The sequence below is a fragment of the Corallococcus macrosporus genome, assembly GCF_017302985.1.
GTDB classification, from domain to species: domain Bacteria; phylum Myxococcota; class Myxococcia; order Myxococcales; family Myxococcaceae; genus Corallococcus; species Corallococcus macrosporus_A.
Window position 1 is genome coordinate 277,702 of the sequence record NZ_JAFIMU010000009.1, and the last position, 21,005, is coordinate 298,706.

The following is a 21,005-nucleotide window of genomic DNA, read 5'->3' on the forward strand; positions in this document are numbered from 1 at the left end:
TCTAGCGTTTCTGGTAGAGCCGGTCCTCGGGGACGACGGGGGTGAACGTGGCCTCGTGCGAGGAGAAGCGCAGCGACTCGCGCGCCCCCAGCCCCAGGAACCCCTTGTGACAGAGCGACTCCGCGAAAAGTCCCAGCGCGCGCTCCTGCAGCTCGCGGTTGAAGTAGATGAGCACGTTGCGGCACGACAGGAGCTGCACCTCCGCGAACACGCTGTCGGTGGCCAGGCTGTGGTCGGAGAAGACGATGTGCCCCTTGAGTGAACGGTCGAACACCGCGCCGCCGTACGCGGCCGTGTAGTAGTCCGACAGCGACGTGCGCGCGCCGGACAGCCGGTGGTTCTGGGTGAAGGCCGCGATGCGCTCCACCGCGTACACGCCGGCCTCCGCGCGCTGCAGCGCACTGGGGTTGATGTCCGTGGCGTAGATGAGCGTGCGCTCCAGCAGCCCCTCCTCGCGCAGCAGGATGGCGAGCGACCACGCCTCCTCGCCCGTGCTGCACCCGGCGATCCACACCTTGAGGGACGGGTAGGTGCGCAGCACCGGGACCACGTGCTCGCGCAGGGCGCGGTAGTAGGACGGGTCGCGGAACAGCTCGCTCACCTGCACGGTGAGGTAGTCCAGCAGCGCGGGGAACAGCGCGGGCTCATGCAGCACGCGGTCCTGGAGCTGGGACAGGGTGGCGCAGTCGAAGTGGTCCGCGGCCTGCGCCAGCCGGCGCTTGAGCGACGACGCGGCGTAGCCCCGGAAGTCGTAGTGGTACTTCAAGTACAGCGCCTCGAGCAGCAGCCGCAGCTCGATGTCGAAGTCCTTCGACGCCACGTCGAGCATTCGCGGCCTCATCCCTTGGGCATCCATACGCGCAAGAGCGACAGCAGCTTCTCCACGTCCAGCGGCTTGGCGATGTAGTCGTTGGCGCCCGCCTGGAGGCACTTCTCCTGGTCGTCGCGCATGGCCTTCGCGGTGAGCGCGATGATTGGCAGCTTGCGCCACGCGTCCTGCTTGCGGATTTCCCGCGTGGCGGTGATGCCGTCCATCTCCGGCATCATCACGTCCATGAGCACCAGGTCCACCGCGAGCTGGGGCTGGGCCAGGCTCTTCGTCAAGAGGGCCAGGGCCTCCTTGCCGTTGCGGGCAATTTCCACCTTCGCGCCCCGGGGCTCCAGCACGCTGGAGAGGGCGAAGATGTTCCGCACGTCGTCCTCCACCACGAGGATGCGGCGGCCCTCCAGCGTGGACTCGCGGTCGCGCGCGGCCTGGAGCATGCGTTGGTGCTCCGGCGGCAGGTGCGACTCCACCTGGTGCAGGAACAGCGTCACCTCGTCCAGCAGCCGCTCCGGGGAGCGCACGCCCTTGATGATGATGGAGCGTGAGAAGCGGCGCAGGCGCTGCTCCTCGTCGCGGCTGAGCGTGTGCCCGGTGTAGACGATGACGGGCGGGAAGGAGACGGCTTCCTCCGCGGCCATGCGCTCCAGGAAGTCATGGCCGCTCAGGTCCGGCAGCTGCAGGTCCATCACGATGCAGTCGAAGGTTTGCTCGCGCAGCCGCTGGAGCGCGGCGTGCGCGGTGGAGAGTGCCTCCACCTGCACGCCCTCCGTCTCCAGCAGCTTCTGGAGGCTCTCGCGCTGGCGGGGGTCGTCCTCCAGCACCAGCACCCGGCGCGGGCCCGGTGTGGACTTCGTCTCCAGCGTGCGGAAGACGTCCAGCAACTGCTCGCGCTGCACGGGCTTGAGCGCGAAGCCCACCGCGCCCAGCTCCAGCGCCTCGCGCGTCCGGTCGGAGGCGGACAGCACGTGCACCGGGATGTGGCGCGTGCGCGGGTCGCGCTTGAGCTGATCCAACACGGTGAAGCCGGAGTGGTCCGGCAGGTTCATGTCCAGGATGATGGCGTGCGGCGTGTGGCGGAGCGCGGCGGCCAGGCCATCCGTGGCGGTGGAGGCCATGACGCACAGGAAGCCCAGCTCCCGGGCCTGGTCGCGCAGGACGAGCGCGAACCGGGCGTCGTCCTCCACCACCAGCAGCACGCGCGAACTGGGGGTGATCCGCTCGCGGTCGTCCTCCAGGGCCGGCGGCGAGGCCAGGGGCTCGGGCCGGGTCTCGGCGCGCGGGGCCACGGGCCGGACGGCGGCGGGGGCCGGGGGCGCTTCACGGACCACGGGCAGCGGGGTGCCCGGACGCAGGGGGAGGGTGACGGTGAAGGTGCTGCCTTCGCCGGGTGCGCTGCTCACGGTGACGTCGCCACCCAAAAGCCGCGCCAGGTCGCGGGAGATGGACAGGCCCAGGCCGGTGCCACCGTACTTGCGGTGGGTGCTGCCGTCAGCCTGACGGAAGGCCTCGAAGATGAGGCCCTGGAGCTCGCGCGGGATGCCGATGCCGGAGTCGCGCACGCTGAACGTCACGCGTCCCGGCTCCGGAGCGGCGACGGTGAGGGCCACCTCGCCGGCCTCCGTGAACTTGAAGGCGTTGGCGAGCAGGTTCTTGAGCACCTGTCCCAGCCGCTGCGGATCCGTCTCCAGCGTGGCAGGCACGTCCGGCGCGAGGGTGGTGGTGAAGCGCAGGCCCTTCTGCCCGGCCACGGGCTGGAAGGTGCGCTCCAGGTTCTCCACGAAGCGCTGGAGGCCGACGGACTCCCACTGCACCTCCATCTTGCCTGCTTCGATGCGCGACAGGTCCAGGATGTCGTTGATGAGGGCCAGCAGGTCGTTGCCCGCGGCGCCGATGGTCTGCGCGAACTTCACCTGTTCAGCGGTGAGGTTGCCCTCCTTGTTGTCCGCCAGCAGCTTCGCGAGGATGAGCGAGCTGTTGAGCGGCGTGCGCAGCTCGTGGCTCATGTTGGCCAGGAACTCGCTCTTGTAGCGGCTGGTGCGCTCCAGCTCCGTGGCCTTCTCCGTGAGGGTGGCCTGTGCCAGGACCAGGCTGTCGCGCTGGTTCTCCAGCAGGCGCGCCTGTTGCTCGAGCTGCGCGTTGGTCTGCTCCAGCTCCGCCTGCTGGGTCATCAGCCGCGACTGGGACTCCTTGAGGATGCGGCTCTGCTCTTCAATCTCCTCGTTGGAGACGCGCAGCTCCTCCTGCTGGGCCTGGAGCTCCTCGGCCTGTCGCTGCGTCTCCGCCAGGAGCTGTTCCAGGCGCGTGCGGTCGTGCGAGGCGCGCACCGCGACGCCAATGGCCTCCGACACCCGCTGGAGCAGCTCCCGGTCCGACGGGTGCACCGGGTGCAGGAAGCCCAGCTCCACCACGGCGTTGACCTGTCCGTCCACCTGGGAGGGCGCGATGAGCACGTGGCGGGGGCGGCCCCGGGCCAGGCCGGAGGCGATGGGCAGGTAGCCTTCCGGCACGTCGCGCAGGTGGAAGGCGCGGCCGTCCTTGAGGGCCTGTCCGGCCAGGCCTTCGCCGGGGGCCAGGTGCTCGCTGCGCGCGTCCAGCTCCGGAGGCAGGGCGTGGCCCGCGACGCGGCGGAAGCGGTTCGTCGTGTCCGCGAGGTAGAGCGCCCCCACCTGGGCGTCCAGCGTGTCGGCGAGGACGCGCAGGATGTTCTCGCCCAGCCGGTCCAGCCGCTGTTCGCCCTGCATGCGGAGGGAGAGCGCGGCCTGGCCGGCCTGGAGCCAGGATTCGATGGCGCGGGCGCGGAAGTCGCGCGCGGCGGTGTACGCCGCGACGCCGAGCAGCACGAACAGCAGCCCGGAGCCGATCAGCGTGACGGCGAGGGACAGGTTCGCGGACGACTGGAACTCCGCGTAGCGCCGGGTGAGCAGCGTGCGCTCCTCCAGCTTCATCTCGTCCACGGTGTCGCGGATGGTGCGCATGGCGTCCAGGCCGCGGTCCTCCTTCACCACGGCGATGGCCTGCCGGCCTTCCCCCCGCAGCTGCAGGTCCACGGTCTCCTGCAGCTCCGCCAGCTTCTCCGTGATGGCGCCCTCCAGCCGGTCCACCCGCTGCCGCTGCACCGCGCTGTCGGCGACGAGCGCGCGAAGCTCCGCGAGCTGCGTGGGCAGCGTCCTCTTCGCGACGGTGTAGGGGCTGAGGTAGCTCTCTCCGCCCGTCAGCAGGAAGCCGCGCTGGCCCGTCTCCGCGTCCTTCACGGTGGACAGCAGCTCCTCCAGCTTCGCCATGACGGAGAAGGTGTGCGTCACCAGCTCCCCCGTGGACGCGCGCGTCTGGAGCGTGCGGTAGGAGAGCAGGGCGATGGCGAGCACGGCCAGCGCCGCCAGCGCGAAGCCCGTGAACGTGGAAGGGGGCAGCGCGGGCCCGAAGCGTTCGACGCGCGGGCTGTCCTTCACCGGGGGCGGGCTCATGGGCACCGCCCCGGGGAGCGCGGGGGAAGGTCAGTCAGGATGAAGCGCACGGAAGGACCCGTCCGACGAAGGTGAACGGGTTCCGTACCATGGCGGCCGGGTGCGTCTGGGAACCGTGACCGCCCGAGTGTCGGCTTGTGCGCGGCCGGAAGCGCGAGTGGCTAGAAGGCCCCGGACAGGCCCACCATCTGGCTGCCCACCATCGGGTTGAGCGACACGGAAGACGCCCGGGTGGCGGCCGGATGAACGTCGTCGTCCACGCGCCCGTGCAGGAGCAGGGGCACGGCGAGGCCGAACGCGGTGCCCAGCACGGCGCCGGTGAGCACGTCGGAGAGGTAGTGCTTGTCCGCGCCCATGCGCAGCAGGCCTACGCCAGCGGCGAGCGGCAGGCCCACCCCCCAGATGAGCCCCTGGTGCTTGTAGCCGCGCAGGGAGGCCACGGTGCCGGCGGACACGGCCAGGGAGAAGGCCAGGTTGGTGTGGCCGCTGTAGAAGGACAGGTTGTTGTCGGTGGGGTGCGCGGTGAGGCCCTTGGCTTCGTCCGAGAGGACGTGGACGAAGGGGCGCTCGCGGCCCACGGCGAACTTCACCGCCTGGTTGGCGACGGACGCGAAGACGGCGCTCTGCACCATGATGGTGGCGTCCTGGGCGAAGTACTCGCGGGACGCGCCGCTGCTGTGACCCACGGCGTACTGGGTACCCAGCAGGGCCAGCGGCAGGCCCGCGAACCCCAGGACGTTGCTCCAGGTGTCCGCGCGCCTGCGGGACGCTTCCGTTTCGCCCGCGATGCCTCGGCCCCAGCGGTCCAGGCGGTTGAGCCGGTCGGTGCCGTCCGGAGCGCGGTCGCACCAGCGGCACTGCGCCGGGGCCAGGTTGTCCTTGAACACCGACTCGCTGGAGATCCACAGCACGCCCGCGGTGCCGGTGAGGATGCCGTCGCGGGTCCAGTTGAAGCGCAGCGCGCGCGGAGCATCCGAGGAGGTGTCCTGCGCGGCGGCGGGGGACAGCGGCGCCAGCAGGAGCAGGCAGAAGGTGACGAGGGTCCGGTAGGAGGCAAGCATGGGGCGGCGGAGCATAAGGGCGCTCCGCCCCTTCACGGCAATCCAGGCCGCGTGGGGTTCAGCGAGCCCCGGCCTCGTCCTCCTCGACGAGCCGCGCCAGGAAGTCGCCCAGGGCCTTGACCTTGGGTGGGGTGCGCCGGGCCTGGGGCCACACCAGCCACAGCGCGCCGCGCTCCAGGGAGTGTTCACGGAGGAAGGGGCGCAGAGTGCCGGCCTCCAGCTCCGGGCGGATCATCAGCTCCACGAACTGGGCGATGCCGAAGCCCGCCCGGGCCGCGTGGGTGACGGCCTCGCTGTTGTTGAAGACGAAGGTCTCCGGGATGCGAGGCGCGGGGGCGCCCGCGGGCTGGCGCAGGGCCCACGACTCCACGCGGCCGGTGGACACGAAGCGGTAGCGGATGCAGTCGTGTTCCTGGAGCGCGTCGAGCGAGCGCGGCGTGCCGTGCGCCTGGAGGTAGGCGGGGGAGGCGCAGAGGATGAAGCGCTTGGGGCCCAGGCGGCGGCGCATGAGGCGCGAGTCGGTGAGCTCGCCGCAGCGCACGGCCGCGTCCAGTCCGTCTCCGACGATGTCGGCCAGGTGGTCGTTGACGTCCAGGTCCAGCTCCAGGTGCGGGTACTCGCGGCGGAAGCGCTGGAGGTTGGGGATGATGAGCCGCAGGGCGAGCATCTCCGGGACGGAGACGCGCACACGGCCGCGAGGCGTGCGCACGGCATGCGCGAGCTCCGACTCGGCGTCGCGCAGTTCGGTGAGGGCGCGCACGCAGCGCTCGTGGAAGCGGGCGCCCTGTTCGGTGAGGTGCATGCGCCGCGTGGTGCGCTGGACGAGGCGGGTGCCCAGGCGTTCCTCCAGGCGGGCCACGCTCTTGCTGGCGGCGGAAGGCGTGATGCCCAGCGCGCGGGCCGCGGAGGCGAAGCTGCCGGTCTCCGCGACGCGAGCGAAGACGCCGATGGCGGACAGGCTCTCCATGCGTTCCTCCAGGGCTCCATGATTCAGGACACGGGTGTCCCGGGTGAAATGGCAGGCAGCGTCATTTCGCGCACGTCTTTTCCACCGCATGAATGCTGGCGAAAGGAAGCACACGCCATGTCCAAGCCCTGTAATGCACAATCATCCGCCGGAGACACGGGAAGCCCGTCCGCGGTTTCGCGTCGAGGAGTCCTGACCGCGGGCGCCGCGCTGATGCTCACGGGATGCACGCCCCCGTCCGCTACTGGCTCACGCGCGTCTTCGGACGAAGTGAACAAGCTGGGGCCAGCGGCCTTCACGCAGCACCGGTTCACCTCCGCGGACGGGACCTCGTTGTCCTACTTCCGGCAGGGCCAGGGACCCGCGCTCGTCTGGGTCCACGGCACGCTGAGCACCTGGGACGACTGGAGGGACGTCGCATCGCGGCTGTCCCCACGCTTCACGAACTTCGTGCTGGAGCGGCGTGGGCGAGGCGCCAGCGCGGACGGGACGGCGTATGCATTGGAGCGCGAAGTGGAGGACGTGCTCGCGCTGATGCAGGAGGCCGGGCCGGGAGCCTCGCTGTTCGGCCACTCGCTGGGCGCAATCCTCGCGCTGGAGGCGGCGACACGAAGGCCTCCGGCGAGGCTGGTGCTCTATGAGCCCCCGTTCCCCGTCTCCCAGCGCATCGCGCGCGAATCCGTGGACCTCGTCCGGACGACCTGGAAGCGCGAGGGACCGGACGCGGCGCTCGTGGCCGCGCAGCACCACATCTTCCGGATGCTCAAGCCGGAGCAACTCGAAGCCTTCCGTCAGACGCCCCAGTGGGCGAAGCAGCTCGGCATGATGGAGACCTTCCTGCGGGAAGTCAGCGCGGTGGCGGACCTCCCATTGGGCGTGGATCGTTTCAGCGCGGTGGACACCAAGACCCTCGTGCTCCTGGGAAGCCAGAGCCCCCACGTGCTCCTCGTGGAGCCAGCCCACGCACTCGCGAAGACGCTCCCGCAAGTCTCCCTGCGCGTGCTGCCGGGCCAGGGACACGTGGCCCACGTCACCGCCCCCGCGCTGCTCGCAAGCGAGGTGGAGACCTTCCTCACCGCGCGCTGATCCGACCGCAAAGCGGTCCACCGCCCCTTCAGGTGCTGATCGGACAGGTTCTCGCGACGCCGCCGTCGCCGAAGCTCACGGCCGCCGCGGATGCCTGCCTCAATGGTCCCAAACCTGTCCGACAGTCGGACAGGTTTCCTCGGCTCACCATCGCGGAGGCACCTGGCCCAGGCGGGTACCGGCTTCGGTTCTTCCAAACTGGTCCGACAGTCGGACCAGTTTCCTTGGCTCGCCGCCGCGGAGGCACCTGGCCAAGCGGGGACCAGCCCAGGTCGTTCAGTCAGTCGGGCTCTCGGACCGGTCTGACGGCTTCGCTGTCGCGGAGGATCTCAGCCACGACGGGTAAACCTCTCCGGTGGTCCAAACCTGTCCGACGGTCAGACTGGTTTTCGGGCGTCCGCCGTTGCCGAAGCTCCCGGCCCCGGTGGGCACTGGCCTGGGGGTTCCACGCCCGGTCCGACTGTCGGACAGGTTTCCTCGGCTCACCATTGCGGCGGCTCCTGGCTCATGTGGGTGCCGGCCTCGGTCCTTCCAAACTGGTCCGACAGTCGGACCAGTTTCCTTGGCTCGCCTCCGACGAGGCTGCATGTGCCTGCCCCCGTCCTTCCAAACTGGTCCGACAGTCGGACCAGTTCGTGGGGTGCGCCGCCCATGAGGGCTCACAGGGGCAGTCCTCTTTTCCCAGCCGGCAGCACGCAGGTCCCAAGACTCGGGAGTCCTCGGGCTGAACAGCGCTGTCCAGGTCGGGAGGAAGGCCTGTGTCCTCGGACTTCCCGGGTTCCGAGGGCAGCAGGCGGGCGGACTACGGGCCAGGGTGTGGGAATGCCCTCAAAGGAGCATGAAAACGGCGCCCCTGGCCGTTCTAGAGTCCTCGCCCCGCATGTCCCGCCCTGGCCGCACACTCCACGTCTTCCCCGATGCCGCGCGCCGCCAGGCTGCCCTGCGGGCGGAGCGGCGTGCGCGGGGCATCGCCGTGGGGACCCACCTGCTCACGTGGGACGACTTCGTCCACGCCCTGGGTGGGGCTCGCGAGCTCAACCGGCGGCCCTGTCCCGCGATGACGGCCCGGGCCGTGGTGGCGGGCCTGGGCACCACGCTGGGCCCCACGCCGTTCGGCGACTACGTGCGCGAGCCCGCCTTCGCCCGCGCCGCCGCGGACGTGCTGCTGGACCTCAAGGCCGGGCGCCTCTCCCCGCGCGAACTCCAGGACGCCGCCGAGGTCCTGCCGCCAGAGCGCCGCACCCGCGCACGCGTCCTCGCGCGGCTCTATCACCTGTACGAACAGCGCCTCGCGGAGCTGGGGCTCGCGGACCGCGAGGACGTGCTCCGGGGCGCGCGTGAGGCGCTCGACCGGGGTGCGTGGCCCACGGGCTGGGACGGCGTCACGGGGCTCGTGCTCCATGGCGTCTACGACGTGCGCCCGTCGAAGCTGGAGCTGCTGATGGGCCTCGCCGCGGCGTGCGAGGCGCGCCGTGTGTCGCTGCGCGTGGAGACGCCCGTGGGCGGCTCTCCCGTGGCGGACGCGGCGCTCGCGGCGCTGTTCCGCGCGTTCGAGAACCGGGGCGAGACGATGCCCCACGTCGACCTCTTCAAGGCGGACGTCACCTTCGAGGGCCGGCCCTTCACGGACCTGGGACGGCACCTGTTCTCACCCCGCGCCGCGCGAGACGTGCTCAAGGGCGCGGTGGACGGGCTGTCCGTGTGGAACGCGACGTCCGCTCGCGAGGAGGCCCGCGTGGTGGCCCGCGACGTGCGGCGGCTCATCGACTCGGGCAGCGCGCCGGGCGACATCGCCATCGCGTACCGCGACCTGGGGCCGGAATCGGGCTGGCTCGCGGAGGCCCTGGGCGACCTGGGCGTGCCGGTGCGCCTGCCCTGGGGAGAGCCGCTCGCGCTCGCGGGGCCGGTGCGGCTGGCGCTGGAGCTGCCGGTGCTGACGGAGGACGGCTTCCCGGCGGAGCGCGTGGCGGAGCTCGTCTCCAGCCGCTACGTGCCGTCACTGTCGCGCGGAGGCCCGGATGCGCCCGCGACCCTCTTCGCGCTCGCCGCCGCGCGGGACGACCGCCTGGGCGCCACGCGAGGGAAGGGCGCCTACGACGTGCGTCTGGACGGGCTCGCGCGCCGGATGGCCGCGCAGGGCGGCAAGCGCAAGGAGGACGCGGTCAAGGTGATGGCCGTGCGCGCGCTGCGCGACCGCGTGATGCGGCTCATCGACGAGTGCCGCCACATCCCCCAGGAGGCCCCCGCCGCGGAGTCGGTCTCCGCGTGGTGGAAGGTGGTGGAGCGGCTGGGCCTGCTCGACTCCGCGGGGCCCATGGAGGCGAAGGAGGCCGGCGCACTGGGCGCGCGCATCGAGGACGCGCGGGCCCGGGACGACGCGGCGCTCGCGGCCTTCCGCCAGCGGATGGAAGCGCTGCTGCGCTCGCTGCGAGCCGTGGGTGGAGGCCCGCGCATCACCCGGCGCGTGCTGGGCCGGTGGCTCGCGGACGCGCTGCGCGACGTGCACCTGCCCGCGCGAGGCCCCTCCACGGGCGCGGTGGAGGTGCTGGACCTGGCCGAGGTTCCGGGCCGCACCTTCCGCCACCTCTTCGTCGCCGGGCTCACCGAAGGCCGGCTCCCCGGACGGGATCCGCCGTCGCCGCTGCTGGGGGACGCGGAGCGCGTGGCGCTCAACCAGCACCTGACCCGCGACGTCTTCCGCCTCACCGGCGGCGAGTTCGACGACCGTGCACCCTGGCGCCTCACCGAGGACCGGCTGCTCTTCGCCAGCGCGCTCGCGGCGGCGGAGGGCACGTTGAGCCTGTCGTTCGCGGTGAAGGCCTCGGGTGGACAGGAGCAGGTGCCGTCCGCGTTCCTCGAGGAGGTGCGCAGGCTCACCGGCCACAAGTGGGCCACGCGCACGCTGCCCCCCGTGCTGCCGCTGGACGAGGTGCTCACGCCGTCGGAGCTGCGGCGCACCGTGGCGCTGGAGGCGCTGGCGGGCCTGTCGTTCCCCACCTTGCGCGTCACGGAGCCCGACCCCGCGGGAGCGCTGCTCAAGGACCGCTTCGGCACGGACGACTGGTTCCGCACCGCGCGCGAGCTGGCCCACATGGAGGCCGCGCGCCTGCGCTTCTTCGGCCGCGAGGACGAACTGCCCGGCGAGTTCACCGGCGGCGTGCAGGGTCCCCTGTTGGAGCAGAAGCTGCGCGAGACGTTCCACTTCGGCCTGGAGCGCCCGCTGTCCGCGAGCGCCCTGTCGAAGTTCGGCAACTGCGGCTTCCAGGGCTTCATCGCGTACGGCCTCAAGGTGGCCGAGCCCGTGGTGGCCAGCGAGGAGTTCGACGCCCGCGGACGCGGCACCTTCTGGCACCGCGTGATGGAGGAGGTCTTCCAGACGCTCAAGGAGAAGAAGCTCCTGGGGCAGGCGCCGGAGGACATCCCCGACGACGTGTTGGAGAAGGCGGTCAAGAAGGCCAGCCGCCACTTCGCGGAGCTCAACCACGTGGGCCACCACGAGCTGTGGAAGCTCGCGGGCGAGAAGGCCCACGCGATGGTCCGGCGCATCCTCACGGATCAGCGGCGCGGCCTGCCCTTCGACCCGCTGGTGCCCGAGGGCTTCGAGCTGCGCTTCGGCCCGGCCGCGGAGGACAAGCGCTGGGCCGACGTGAAGCTGATGGTGGCGGATGACGCCATCGTCTTCGAGGGGCAGATCGACCGGCTGGACACGGCCGGCACGGAAGTGGGCGTCATCGACTACAAGACGGGCCGCCTGGACAAGCGCACGCTGAAGGAGAACCTGCTGCGCTCGGACTTCCAGCTCCCGCTGTACCTCTACGCCGCGCGCGTGGCCGGCCACGTGGGCGCGAAGAACGCGGCGTGGTTCTCGCTGCGCACGGGCGACGCCATCCACCTGTCCTCCGTGCTGCCGGCCGCGGAGCTGGAGGACCTGCTGTCCACCGACCCGGAGGTGCGCCAGCGCGTGGCGGAGTCCGCCGGGCTCAACCTGCCCAACGCGGTGGAGGACCTGGTGCGGCGCCTGCGCAAGGGCGACTTCCCGGCCCGGCCCAATGACTGCGGCAAGTGCGGCTACCGCGCGGTGTGCCGCATCACCGAGCGCCGCATCTCGGATGAGGGGAGCGGATGAGCGACACCGCGCCCCACATGCTCGCGCTGGAGAAGAACCTGGCCCTGATGGCGGGTGCGGGCGCGGGCAAGACGTACAGCCTGGTGACGATGACGCTGCACCTGTTCGCGGGAGCGCGGCAGGCGGAGCCGCTGCGTCCCTCACGGCTGTGCATGCTCACGTTCACGGACAAGGCCGCCGCGGAGATGCGCAAGCGCGTCCGCGAGCGCCTGGACGCGCTGGCCCAGGGAGACGTCCCGCACGACGCGGAGAAGGACCTGCGCGCGTCGCTCGCGAGGCTGGAGCGCCCGTTCCCCACGCAGGATGCCTGGCGCAAGGTGCGCGAGGAGCTGGGCGCCGCGACGGTGGGCACGTTCCACTCGCTCTGCGGTCAGCTCCTGCGCCGCGCGCCGCCCGCGGTGGGCATCGATCCCGCCTTCGAGGTGCTGGACGAACTGGAGGCCGCGGGCCTGCTGGAGGACGTCACCGAACGCGTCGTCCTCGACGCGCTGGAGGGCGGCGACGCGCGCGTGCGCGAGCTGTGCGCGGAGCTGGGCTTCTCCGGCTCCGGGTTCTCCGACGGCCTCGTGGCCGCGCTGATGGACGTCTACGGCAAGATGCGCGAGGAGGGCCTCAAGGCCGCCACGGCGCGCGTGGGCGACGGCGTGGCGGACAAGGCGCAGCTCGAAGCGCTCATCGAGGACTGCCGCCGCCTGTGCCTGGACGCCCGCGCCCAGGACACCAAGGGCGAGTGGAGCAACCTGCTGAACGCGTGCGAGCCCCCGCTGAAGGGGATGACGCCGGACACGTTCATGCAGCCGGCCCACTTCCCGACGCTGCGCAACGTGCTGCTGTCGGAGCCGCGCAACCTGGTCAACCTGCGCAAGGGCGCGGGCGCGTGCCTCAAGGAGCTGCTCTGGAAGGTGAAGGGCAAGAGCGACGGCTCCGTGCGGCGGCTGGAGGATGCCTACGCCGCGTGGCGCACGGCGCCCTTCGAGGAGACCTTCCGGAACCTCCTGACCCAGGTGGAGGAGCGGCACGACGCGGAGCTGATCCGGCGCAACGTGTTCGACTTCACCTCGCTGCTGGTGAAGGCGCGCGACCTCCTGCGCGACCATCCGGAGTTCCGTCAACAAACACAGGAGCGGCTGGGCGCGCTGCTGGTGGACGAGTTCCAGGACACCAACCGGCTCCAACTGGAGCTGGTGCTGCTCCTGTCGGAGAAGCGCGAGGGCGGTCCGCGTGAGCTGGCGCCGGACGCGGACCTCGTTGCCTCGCTGCCCCTGGAGCCCGCGTTCCTGTGCGCGGTGGGTGACCGCAAGCAGTCCATCTACGAGTTCCGTGGCGCGGACGTGTCCGTGTTCAAGGTCCTCGCGGACAAGATCGAAGCCGAGGGCGGCATGCGCGGCTTCCTCCAGAACAACTACCGCTCGCTGCCGGGCGTCCTGTCGTTCTTCAACCGCGCCTTCGCGGGCCTGCTCGTGGCGAAGGAGGCGACGCCCCGTCCCTTCGAGGTCGTCTACGAACCCGAGACGGACGACCTGTCCCCCACGCGCCCGGAGCTGGCCGACGGGCCCGTGGTGGAGCGGATCACCTTGCCGGAGGCCGACACGGCCCCGGAGCTGCGCGAGTACGAAGCGGACGCGGTGGCCCGCAGGCTGCGGGTGATGCTCGCGCCGGGTGCTCCGCCGACCGTCATGGCGGAGGACAAGAAGGGCCTGCGCCCCGCGCGCGGCGGTGACGTGGCCATGCTCTTCCGGACCTTCACGCACCTGGAGGAGTACCGGCAGGCGCTGATCCGCCACGGCGTGCCGCACCGGGTGCTGCGCGGCCGGGGCTTCTACGGGGCCCAGGAGGTGCGCGACCTCGCCTCGTTGCTGGCGCTGCTCGCGGACGCGGACGACGCGCTGGCGTTCGCCGCGGTGCTGCGCTCGCCGCTGGTGGGCCTGTCGGACGCATCGCTGTTCCGGCTGGCGGGGGACCTGCCGCTGTCGCTCGGCTCGCCCCGGCTGGTGGATCCGGAGGTCCGCGCCGCCATGTCCGCGCGCGAGCAGTCGCGGCTCGCGCGCTTCCTGGAGCTCATCCCCGTGCTGCGGCGGGAGCGCGACCGGCTGGGGGTGCATGCCCTGCTGCAGGCCGCGCTGGAGGCGACGGGGTATCGCGAGGCGCTGGCGGGCTCACCGTACGCGGAGCAGGCGAGCGCCAACGTGGAGAAGCTGCTGTCGCTGGCGGCGCGCAGGGACGAGCGTGGCACGGGAGGCTGCGTGGCCTTCGCGCGCGAGCTGCGCCAGCTGGCGGACTCCGACCCCAACGAAGCGCAGGCGGACCTGCTGGATGAAGGGGACCCTCGCGCCGTGCAGTTGCTCACCATCCACCGCGCCAAGGGCCTGGAGTGGCCCGTGGTCGTGGTGCCCGGCATGGGCGGCCGCCGGCGCACCACCTCCGCGCGGGCGTACTTCGAGCGTTCCTTCGGCCTGGCCCTGAAGCCCTGGATGCCGGACTCGCTGGACACCTTCACCTCCGAGCGCTTCGAGGCCGTGCGCGCCGAGCTGAAGGCCCGCGAGGACGCCGAATACCTGCGCCTGCTCTACGTGGCCCTCACTCGCGCCAAGGACCTGCTCGTGCTGTCGGGCGGCGAGGAGAAGCGCGCGGGCACCGATACGTGGTGGCATCGCGTGGACCGGCGGCTGGACGCGGATCCGGACCTGCGGGCGCTCGCCATCGACGTGGACGTGGAGCAGTTGCCGCCACCCGCGGATCCGGAGCCGCCCACGGAGGAACAGCTCGAACAGGCGCGGATCCGCATCGAGTCCGCAGTAGAGCGCATGTCCGATGAGGCGCTCGGTGCCGCGCTGTTCAACGACGCACCGGTGGTCGCCACCGCGCGCGCGGTCCAGGACTTCCTCACGTGCCCGCGCCGCTACCACCACCTCCACCGGCTGGGGCTCGCCGTCGGATCCGAACCCTGGGAGGCCCCGGCGCGCGCCGAGCCCCTCTTTGTCGAATCCGACGGCTGGCTGCCCGTGGAGCGTCCGGACCAGCTCGTGACGCGATTGTTGCGTGAAGTGGACCTGTCGCTCGCGGGGCCGGACGTGGAGGCCTCCGAGCGGCGCGCGCACCTGGAGAACCTGCTGCGGAGCGCGGGCCGGGATCCGGAGGAGGACGACCTGGGCGACGTGCTCTCCACCGTGGAGCGCTTCCTGGGCACCCCCTTCGCGCGCCAGCTCGCCGCGGCGCCCGCGTCCTCCATCCACCGGGGCCTGGACTTCGTGCTGGACCTGGACGACGGCGCCAGGGTGGAAGGGGCGGTGGACCTGCTCTGGGAGTCGCCGGACGGTGAGGCCGTGGCGGTGCTCCTGCGCCCGGGCGCCCGCCACCCCCTGGGCCCGGCCTCGTGCGCCCATGAGCTGACGGCCCTGAGCCTGGCGGCGGCCCGGATGGTGCGGGACGGGGTGCCGGTGCGGGTGGGCGTGGCCTTCCTGGGGGACGCGTCCCCGGAACCGGAATTCCTCCCGGCCGGATCCGCCGACGCCGGGGCGGTGCGCCGCCTGGCCGAGGGCGTCCGGGCCCTGGCCCAGGCGGAATCCACGGGGACGTGGCCGGGGTGGGACAAGGCAGCCTGCCAGGCCCTTCACTGCGGCTTCGCGGAACACTGTCACCCGGCCCCTCCCGCGTGCTAAGCGGCGGGCACCATGCCGAACGTCGTCGTCATCGGAGCGCAGTGGGGAGATGAGGGGAAGGGCAAGGTCGTCGACCTTCTCACCGAGCACGCCCAGGTGGTCGTCCGTTTCCAGGGCGGCAACAACGCGGGCCACACGCTGGTGGTCGGGGGGCAGAAGACCGTCCTGCACCTGATCCCCTCGGGCATCCTTCACCCGGGCAAGACGTGTGTCATTGGCAACGGGGTGGTGGTGGATCCCGCCGTCCTCGTCCGGGAGATCGACGCGCTCAAGCCGCGCGGCTTCCTCAAGGATGACGCCCAGCTGCTCATCTCCGACAACGCCCACGTCATCTTCCCGTGGCACAAGCTGCTGGACAGCTTCCGCGAGAAGGCCCGCGGCGGCAGCGCCATCGGCACCACGGGGCGGGGCATCGGTCCGGCCTATGAAGACAAGGTCGCCCGCCGGGGCATCCGCGTGCGCGACCTGCTCCACCCGGAGCGCCTGCGCCGCCGCATCGACGAGCGCCTCCCCGGCGCGCTGGAGGAGCTGAAGGACCTCTGCGCCCAGGCCGGCGTGGACGTGCCCACCCTGGAGACGCCGCAGATTTTGGCGGAGTTCTCCGCCCTGGGCGAGCGGCTGCGCCCCTACGTGCACGACGTGTCCCTCTTCCTCTCCGAGCAGGTCCGCCGCGGCGCCCGCATCCTCTTCGAGGGCGCGCAGGGCACGCTGCTGGACGTGGACCACGGCACCTATCCGTTCGTCACCAGCTCCAACTGCGTGGCGGGCAACGCCGCGGTGGGCTCGGGCCTGGGGCCCACGGCCATCGACAAGGTGATGGGCATCAGCAAGGCGTACACCACGCGCGTCGGCGGAGGCCCGTTCCCCACGGAGCTGAGCGACGAGCTGGGAGACCGGCTGCGCAAGGTGGGCGACGAGTTCGGCGCCACCACGGGCCGCCCGCGCCGCTGCGGCTGGCTGGACGGCGTGGTGCTGCGCTACGCGGTGCGCGTCAACGGCCTGTGGGGCATCGCGCTCACCAAGCTGGACGTGCTCAGCGGCATCAAGACGCTCAGCATCTGCAACGCGTACGAGCTGGACGGCCAGCGCATCACGGAGCTGCCCGGTGACTACGAGGACCTGGAGCGCGTGAAGCCCATCTACGAATCGCTGCCCGGCTGGGATGAGAAGCTCGCCGGCGTGCGGACGTTCGATGAGCTGCCGGAAGCCGCCAAGCGCTACGTGCGCCGCGTGGAAGAGGTCAGCGGCGTGCCCGTGGTGTGCGTCTCCGTGGGCGCCGACCGCGGCGAGACGGTGCTCCTGCAGAACCCCTTCCGCAGCTAGGAAGGACGCAGGCCGAAGTGGTCCTGGCCCGCCGGGGGCCAGGACGGGAGAGGGACATGGTTCGCACGCGCAGGTTCCAGCTCGGGGTCTCGGCGGTGGTGTGGCTCGGCACGATGGCGGTGCCGGCCTGGGCGCAGGCCCCGAATGCCCAGCCCCCGGCCTCCGAGGCGAAGCCCGCTGCTCCGGCCGCGCGCGCGCCGGGCCCGGCCACCGACACGAAGCCCGGCCCCGCGGAGGCCCTGCCCCAGCGCACGTCGCAGGCCGTTCTGGCGGCCACGCGGATCCGCGACGGGGACGCGCTGATGCGCGAGCGGCGCTACCGCGAGGCGGCCTTCGCCTTCCTCGACGCGGAGCACGCGGCCCCGGATCACGTGGAGGCCCGCTTCAAGCTGGGCAACGCGCTGGCGGTGCTCGGCTACTACGCGCGCGCCATCGAAGAGTGGGAGGCCGCGTCGCGCCTCACCCAGGACGCCGCCATCCGCCAGAGCGCGCAGGACAACATCACCCGCGCGCGCGTGAAGCAGGGAGAGCTGGGCGCCTCGCCGCAGGCCGTGGGACAGCCGCCGGGCTCCGGCCCCGTGGCGGACACGACGCGGGCCCAGGCACGCCGCGCCTACGAGCAGGGCGTCCAGCACATCAGCCAGCGCGCCTACGCGCCCGCGCTCCAGACGCTGACGCAGGCCCTGCAGCAGGAGCCGCTGCTGACCGTGGCGTACATCGCGCGGGGCAGCGCCAACATCGGGCTGCGGCGCTACGCGGAGGCCGCGGCGGACTACCAGTTCGCGCTGAAGCTGGAGCCGGAGTCGGCCTCGCCGCTGTACGGGCTCGCGGAGGCGTACCGCGCGCTGGGCCGCAACCTGGAGGCCCGCGACCTCTACGCGCGCTATGCCCGCTCCACCGCCGCGGACGCTCGCCCCGAGCTGAAAGAGGAGTCCCGCCAGAAGGCGGAGCGCCTGCGCTGACCGCCTGGCTGGTGGGCAGACGGGCATGTCCGGAGGGGCTGTCCGGCCCACTATTTTGAAGGGCATGGACCGACGCGATCGGACGGTGGAGGGGAAGCAGCAGCAACAGGTCTTTCGCCCCCGCAGGGTGCTCGCCGCGTTGATGGCGGCGGCAGGCCTGCTGTGGCTGGGCGTCTTCGCCTGGTTGTTCCATTTCGACGGCGTGCCGTTACAGACGTTCCTGTCCGCGGCCTTCTTCGTCGTCTTCTTCGCGGTGGCCGTCGCCTACTACGGCCGCACCCGCATCGAGGTGGACGCCCGGGGCATCACCTGCCGGGGCATGGTGCGCACCCGGCGCTTCTCCTTCGCGGACATCCGCAAGGTGGACATCCTCCCCGGGCCCGTGACGGTCTACGCCATCCGGGGCAGCAAGGGCTTCGTGCACTTCACCAGCTTCTTCCGGCACCACCAGTACCTGGCGCGGCTCCTGGTGGAGCGCGCGGGCCTCTCGCCCCTGCCGGCGTAGGGCGCCGGTTCAACCCGCGGCTGCCATCGCGGCGGTGACGAGCAGGGCACCCAGGGCCAGCGCGACGGCCCCCGAGATGATCCACGCTTCCAGGCGCCGTGGCTTCCCCTCGGGAGGCCGCGGCGCTGCTGTTTCCGCCAGCGGCTCCACGGCGGCCACGGGCGGGGGCGCGGGCAGGGCCCCCGCCGAACCCTCTGGCGAAGCCTCATCGAACGCCGCCTGGAAGCGGAGCAGCGAGCGCCCCAGCTCCACGACGTCCCCGTCCTTCAGCGGCCCGGGGGCCTCCAGGCGCACGCCGTTGAGGAACACGCCGTTGGGCGTCCCCAGGTCCTCCAGCACGAAGCCCGAGTCCTCCCGGCGGATCCGCGCGTGCATCCGGGACACGGCCCGGTCGCGCAGCCGCAGGGCCACGCCATCACCCCGGCCGATGTCCGTGCACGCCTCCGCGAGCGCATGACTGCGGCCCACGTCCAGTCCGGTGAGGCAGGTGAGGGTGGCGGCGCGTGACGGCGGGGCCTCCGCATCCGTCAGCAGGCCCTTGAGCACCGCGACCGTGCCCACGCCACGCTCGGGGGCGCTCGGCTCGGCGAGCACGCGCAGGCACATGCCGTCCGGCAGGCCCAGCACCTCACCGGCCACCACCAGGCGCGACACGCCGGGCAGCACGCGCACCGCGTTCACGGTGAAGCTGCGCACCGCCTCCACCATGAGCCGGCCGGAGTCGATGCGCAGGGTCAACAGGCCTGGAGGAAGGCCCTCCAGGTGGACATGGTCCTCGGGGCCGCCGCCCAGCAGGTGGTGGCCCTCCGTCAGCTCGAACGGGGTGGGGGTGCCCAGGTGCTCGAATTCGAAGCGCATGCGGACGTCCGGCAGCAAGCGTCACGCCTGCCACCGGACGTCGCGTTTTCGCGAGGTTGTCCCCAGGCCCCATCCATCCCCGGCCTCCCATGTCCGGAGGCCGGGACGGCGGTGGCCACCTCTCTCCGTCTAGAAGGTGGCGCCCACGTTGATGGTGCCCATGTAGCGGCCGCCGCTGCTGAACGTCTCATCGCCGCCCACGTCCAGGTCGGACGGCGGCACGGTGAGGGCGAACTCCTGGTCGAACAGGAAGTTGTAGTTCACGCGCGCGTCCGCGGTGAAGTTGCCCAGGTGCAGGCGCAGGCCCGCGCCCACCGGCACGTTGCCCACCGTGTCGTCCTGGAAGCCCGGAGCGAGCGCGCGCACGTTGTAGCGGCTCAGGCCCACGCCGCCCATGATGTACGGCTGGATGGGCGTCGCCGACAGGCCCAGCGTCACCGCGGCCTGCGCGCCGTTGCGCACGATGTCCGGCCCGTTGGCGTTCGTCGCCAGCACGCTGCCGGTGTTGAACTCGCTCATGGCGCCCGTGTAGCCCAGCTCCAGGCCCAGCACGTTGGTGGGCTTGATGGCCACCGTCACGCCGTAGGCGAGGCCTGGATCAATCTGGTCGCGGAGTCCGTTGGTGTAGCCTTCCACACCGCCGCCGACGAGGAATGTCAGGCCGCGCATGTCCGCGGACCTGCGCAGCTCCGTCGAAGCCGCCTGCGCGGAGCCCGCCGCCAGAACCGCCACCGCCGCCGCACCAGCCAACAGTCCCTTGCTCATGTGTACCCCTCCCTGTGATGGACCGAAAAGTGGGGTGTACTTTGGTCCATGCCAACCGGGCCCCGGGGGCCCGCTGGCTCGGCCGCCCTCCCTTGCGGACGGGTTGCCCATGCACAGGAAAGGCGTTGTCCCGGGCGTGGAAGAGCGCTTCCTGGAAGACGGGGAAGGGTAGACTCCGCGCCTTCGATGCGCCTCCGCTCCCTTGTCCTCGTCCCGCTGCTGTCCTCCGTCCTGTGCGTCGCCGGTGCGTGCCGCGATGAACAGGCGGGCCCCGCCCACCGCGCGCCCAAGCTGCCCGCGCCCACGACGCTGAGGACGCTCGACGCGGCTCCGGAGGGGCTGACCTTCAAGAGCGGCGCCACCTTCGCGGGCGGCGCCATCGTCTACCTGGGCTCGCGTGTGACGCCGGAGCGGCCCACGCCGGGGCAGCCCGTGCGCATCGCGCACTACTTCCAGGCCGTGCGCCCGCCGCCGCGGGGCTTCCACTTCTTCGTGCACGTGGTGGATCCGGAGAGCGGCCAGATGCTGGCCAACGCGGATCACGAGTTCCAGGACGGCGCCGCGCCGCTGGAGACCTGGCCCGTGGGCAAGGTGGTGGAGGACGTGCACACCGTCGCGATGCCGGCCGCTCCCGCCCGGCTGGTGATGGGCTTCTGGCGCGGCGACGAACGGCTCTCCGTGGATGATCCGCGCATGCACCAGGGCGACGACCGCGTGCGCGGCCCGCTCCTGGGCGGCGAGCCTCCCTCGCTGCCGGAGTACATCGTCACGCGTGTGAAGAAGGCGCCCGTGGTCGACGGCGCGCTGGACGACGAGGCCTGGAAGGGCGCGAAGCCGGTGACGCTCGTGGGCAGCTTCGACGGCTGGCCCGCGCGGCTGCGCACCCAGGCGCGGCTCGTCTACGACGACGCGAACCTGTACGTGGCCTTCGACGTGGAGGACCCGGACCTCTGGGGCACGATGCGCAACCGCGACGACTCCATCTACGAGCAGGAGGTCGTGGAGGTGTTCCTCGACGCCAACGCGGACGGGCGCACGTACAACGAGCTGCAGGTGTCCCCGCACAACGTCATCTTCGACGCGTACTTCCCCGCGCGGCGCCAGGGCATGGACCTGTCGTGGGACTCAGGGATGAAGACGGCGGTGAAGGTGCGCGGCACGCTGGACGACGCGTCCGACCGCGACGAGGGCTGGACGGTGGAGATGGCCATCCCGTTCAACCGGCTCGCGGAGGTGCCACACGTCCCGCCCCAGCCGGGCGAGCGCTGGCGCTTCAACCTCTACCGGTTGGAGCACCACGACCGCCGGCAGGTGGAAGGCCAGGCCTTCTCCCCCCTCTTCATCGGCGACTTCCACGCCCTGCCGCGCTTCGCGTGGCTCGTCTTCCAGTAGGCGGGAGCGAG

The 21,005-nt window shown here is 71.8% G+C and carries 13 protein-coding genes; 7 read left to right on the top strand and 6 right to left on the bottom strand.

The genetic code is table 11. From position 1 onward, the window contains the following. Position 1 precedes the first annotated feature (1 nt). The 4 genes from JYK02_RS29170 to JYK02_RS29185 all read right to left on the bottom strand — a co-directional run bounded on the left by JYK02_RS29170 (position 2) and on the right by JYK02_RS29185 (position 6,318). Positions 2-841, bottom strand: a complete 840-nt coding sequence (locus JYK02_RS29170; protein ID WP_242589320.1) for a CheR family methyltransferase — start codon at positions 839-841, stop codon at positions 2-4. Then, positions 838-4,290 (bottom strand): response regulator, encoded by a 3,453-nt coding sequence (locus JYK02_RS29175; protein WP_207055936.1) that lies wholly within the window; start codon positions 4,288-4,290, stop codon positions 838-840. Before JYK02_RS29175 ends, JYK02_RS29170 begins: the two co-directional genes overlap by 4 nt. A 161-nt stretch (positions 4,291-4,451) precedes the next feature. Next, entirely contained in the window at positions 4,452-5,351 is a 900-nt protein-coding gene (locus tag JYK02_RS29180) for a phosphatase PAP2 family protein (protein WP_242589321.1), read from the bottom strand. Between the two features lie 58 nt (positions 5,352-5,409). After that, positions 5,410-6,318: a LysR family transcriptional regulator gene (locus JYK02_RS29185; RefSeq protein ID WP_207055939.1), complete on the bottom strand. Its 909-nt coding sequence runs from the start codon at positions 6,316-6,318 to the stop codon at positions 5,410-5,412. Between the two features lie 213 nt (positions 6,319-6,531). Between JYK02_RS29185 and JYK02_RS29190 the strand changes: the two genes are divergently transcribed. The 6 genes from JYK02_RS29190 (at position 6,532) to JYK02_RS29215 (ending at position 17,979) form a co-directional block, all read left to right on the top strand. Next, positions 6,532-7,404, top strand: coding sequence for an alpha/beta fold hydrolase (locus tag JYK02_RS29190; protein ID WP_207055941.1), 873 nt, complete (start codon positions 6,532-6,534; stop codon positions 7,402-7,404). Positions 7,405-8,284: 880 nt separating this feature from the next. Continuing rightward, entirely contained in the window at positions 8,285-11,530 is a 3,246-nt protein-coding gene (locus tag JYK02_RS29195) for a PD-(D/E)XK nuclease family protein (RefSeq protein WP_207055943.1), read from the top strand. Further along, positions 11,527-15,189 carry a UvrD-helicase domain-containing protein gene (locus JYK02_RS29200; protein ID WP_207055945.1) on the top strand — a complete coding sequence of 1,221 codons (3,663 nt, stop codon included), beginning with the start codon at positions 11,527-11,529 and terminating at the stop codon, positions 15,187-15,189. The genes JYK02_RS29195 and JYK02_RS29200 overlap by 4 nt, the downstream gene beginning before the upstream one ends. A 12-nt stretch (positions 15,190-15,201) precedes the next feature. Next, positions 15,202-16,512 carry an adenylosuccinate synthase gene (locus JYK02_RS29205; RefSeq protein WP_207055947.1) on the top strand — a complete coding sequence of 437 codons (1,311 nt, stop codon included), beginning with the start codon at positions 15,202-15,204 and terminating at the stop codon, positions 16,510-16,512. 56 nt (positions 16,513-16,568) lie between these two features. Beyond that, positions 16,569-17,474, top strand: a complete 906-nt coding sequence (locus tag JYK02_RS29210) for a tetratricopeptide repeat protein (RefSeq protein WP_207055949.1) — start codon at positions 16,569-16,571, stop codon at positions 17,472-17,474. 142 nt (positions 17,475-17,616) lie between these two features. Next, complete coding sequence (locus tag JYK02_RS29215) at positions 17,617-17,979, top strand: PH domain-containing protein (protein ID WP_431603510.1); 363 nt, start codon at positions 17,617-17,619, stop codon at positions 17,977-17,979. Between the two features lie 9 nt (positions 17,980-17,988). Here the strand turns inward: JYK02_RS29215 and JYK02_RS29220 are convergent, their stop codons facing one another. Next, on the bottom strand, positions 17,989-18,837 hold the full coding sequence (locus JYK02_RS29220) for an FHA domain-containing protein (RefSeq protein ID WP_207055951.1): 849 nt from the start codon (positions 18,835-18,837) through the stop codon (positions 17,989-17,991). A 129-nt stretch (positions 18,838-18,966) separates the two neighbouring features. Beyond that, complete coding sequence (locus JYK02_RS29225) at positions 18,967-19,602, bottom strand: outer membrane beta-barrel protein (protein WP_207055952.1); 636 nt, start codon at positions 19,600-19,602, stop codon at positions 18,967-18,969. A gap of 186 nt (positions 19,603-19,788) precedes the next feature. Between JYK02_RS29225 and JYK02_RS29230 the strand changes: the two genes are divergently transcribed. Continuing rightward, positions 19,789-20,994, top strand: a complete 1,206-nt coding sequence (locus JYK02_RS29230) for a sugar-binding protein (protein WP_207055953.1) — start codon at positions 19,789-19,791, stop codon at positions 20,992-20,994. The last annotated feature ends 11 nt before the right edge of the window (positions 20,995-21,005 follow it).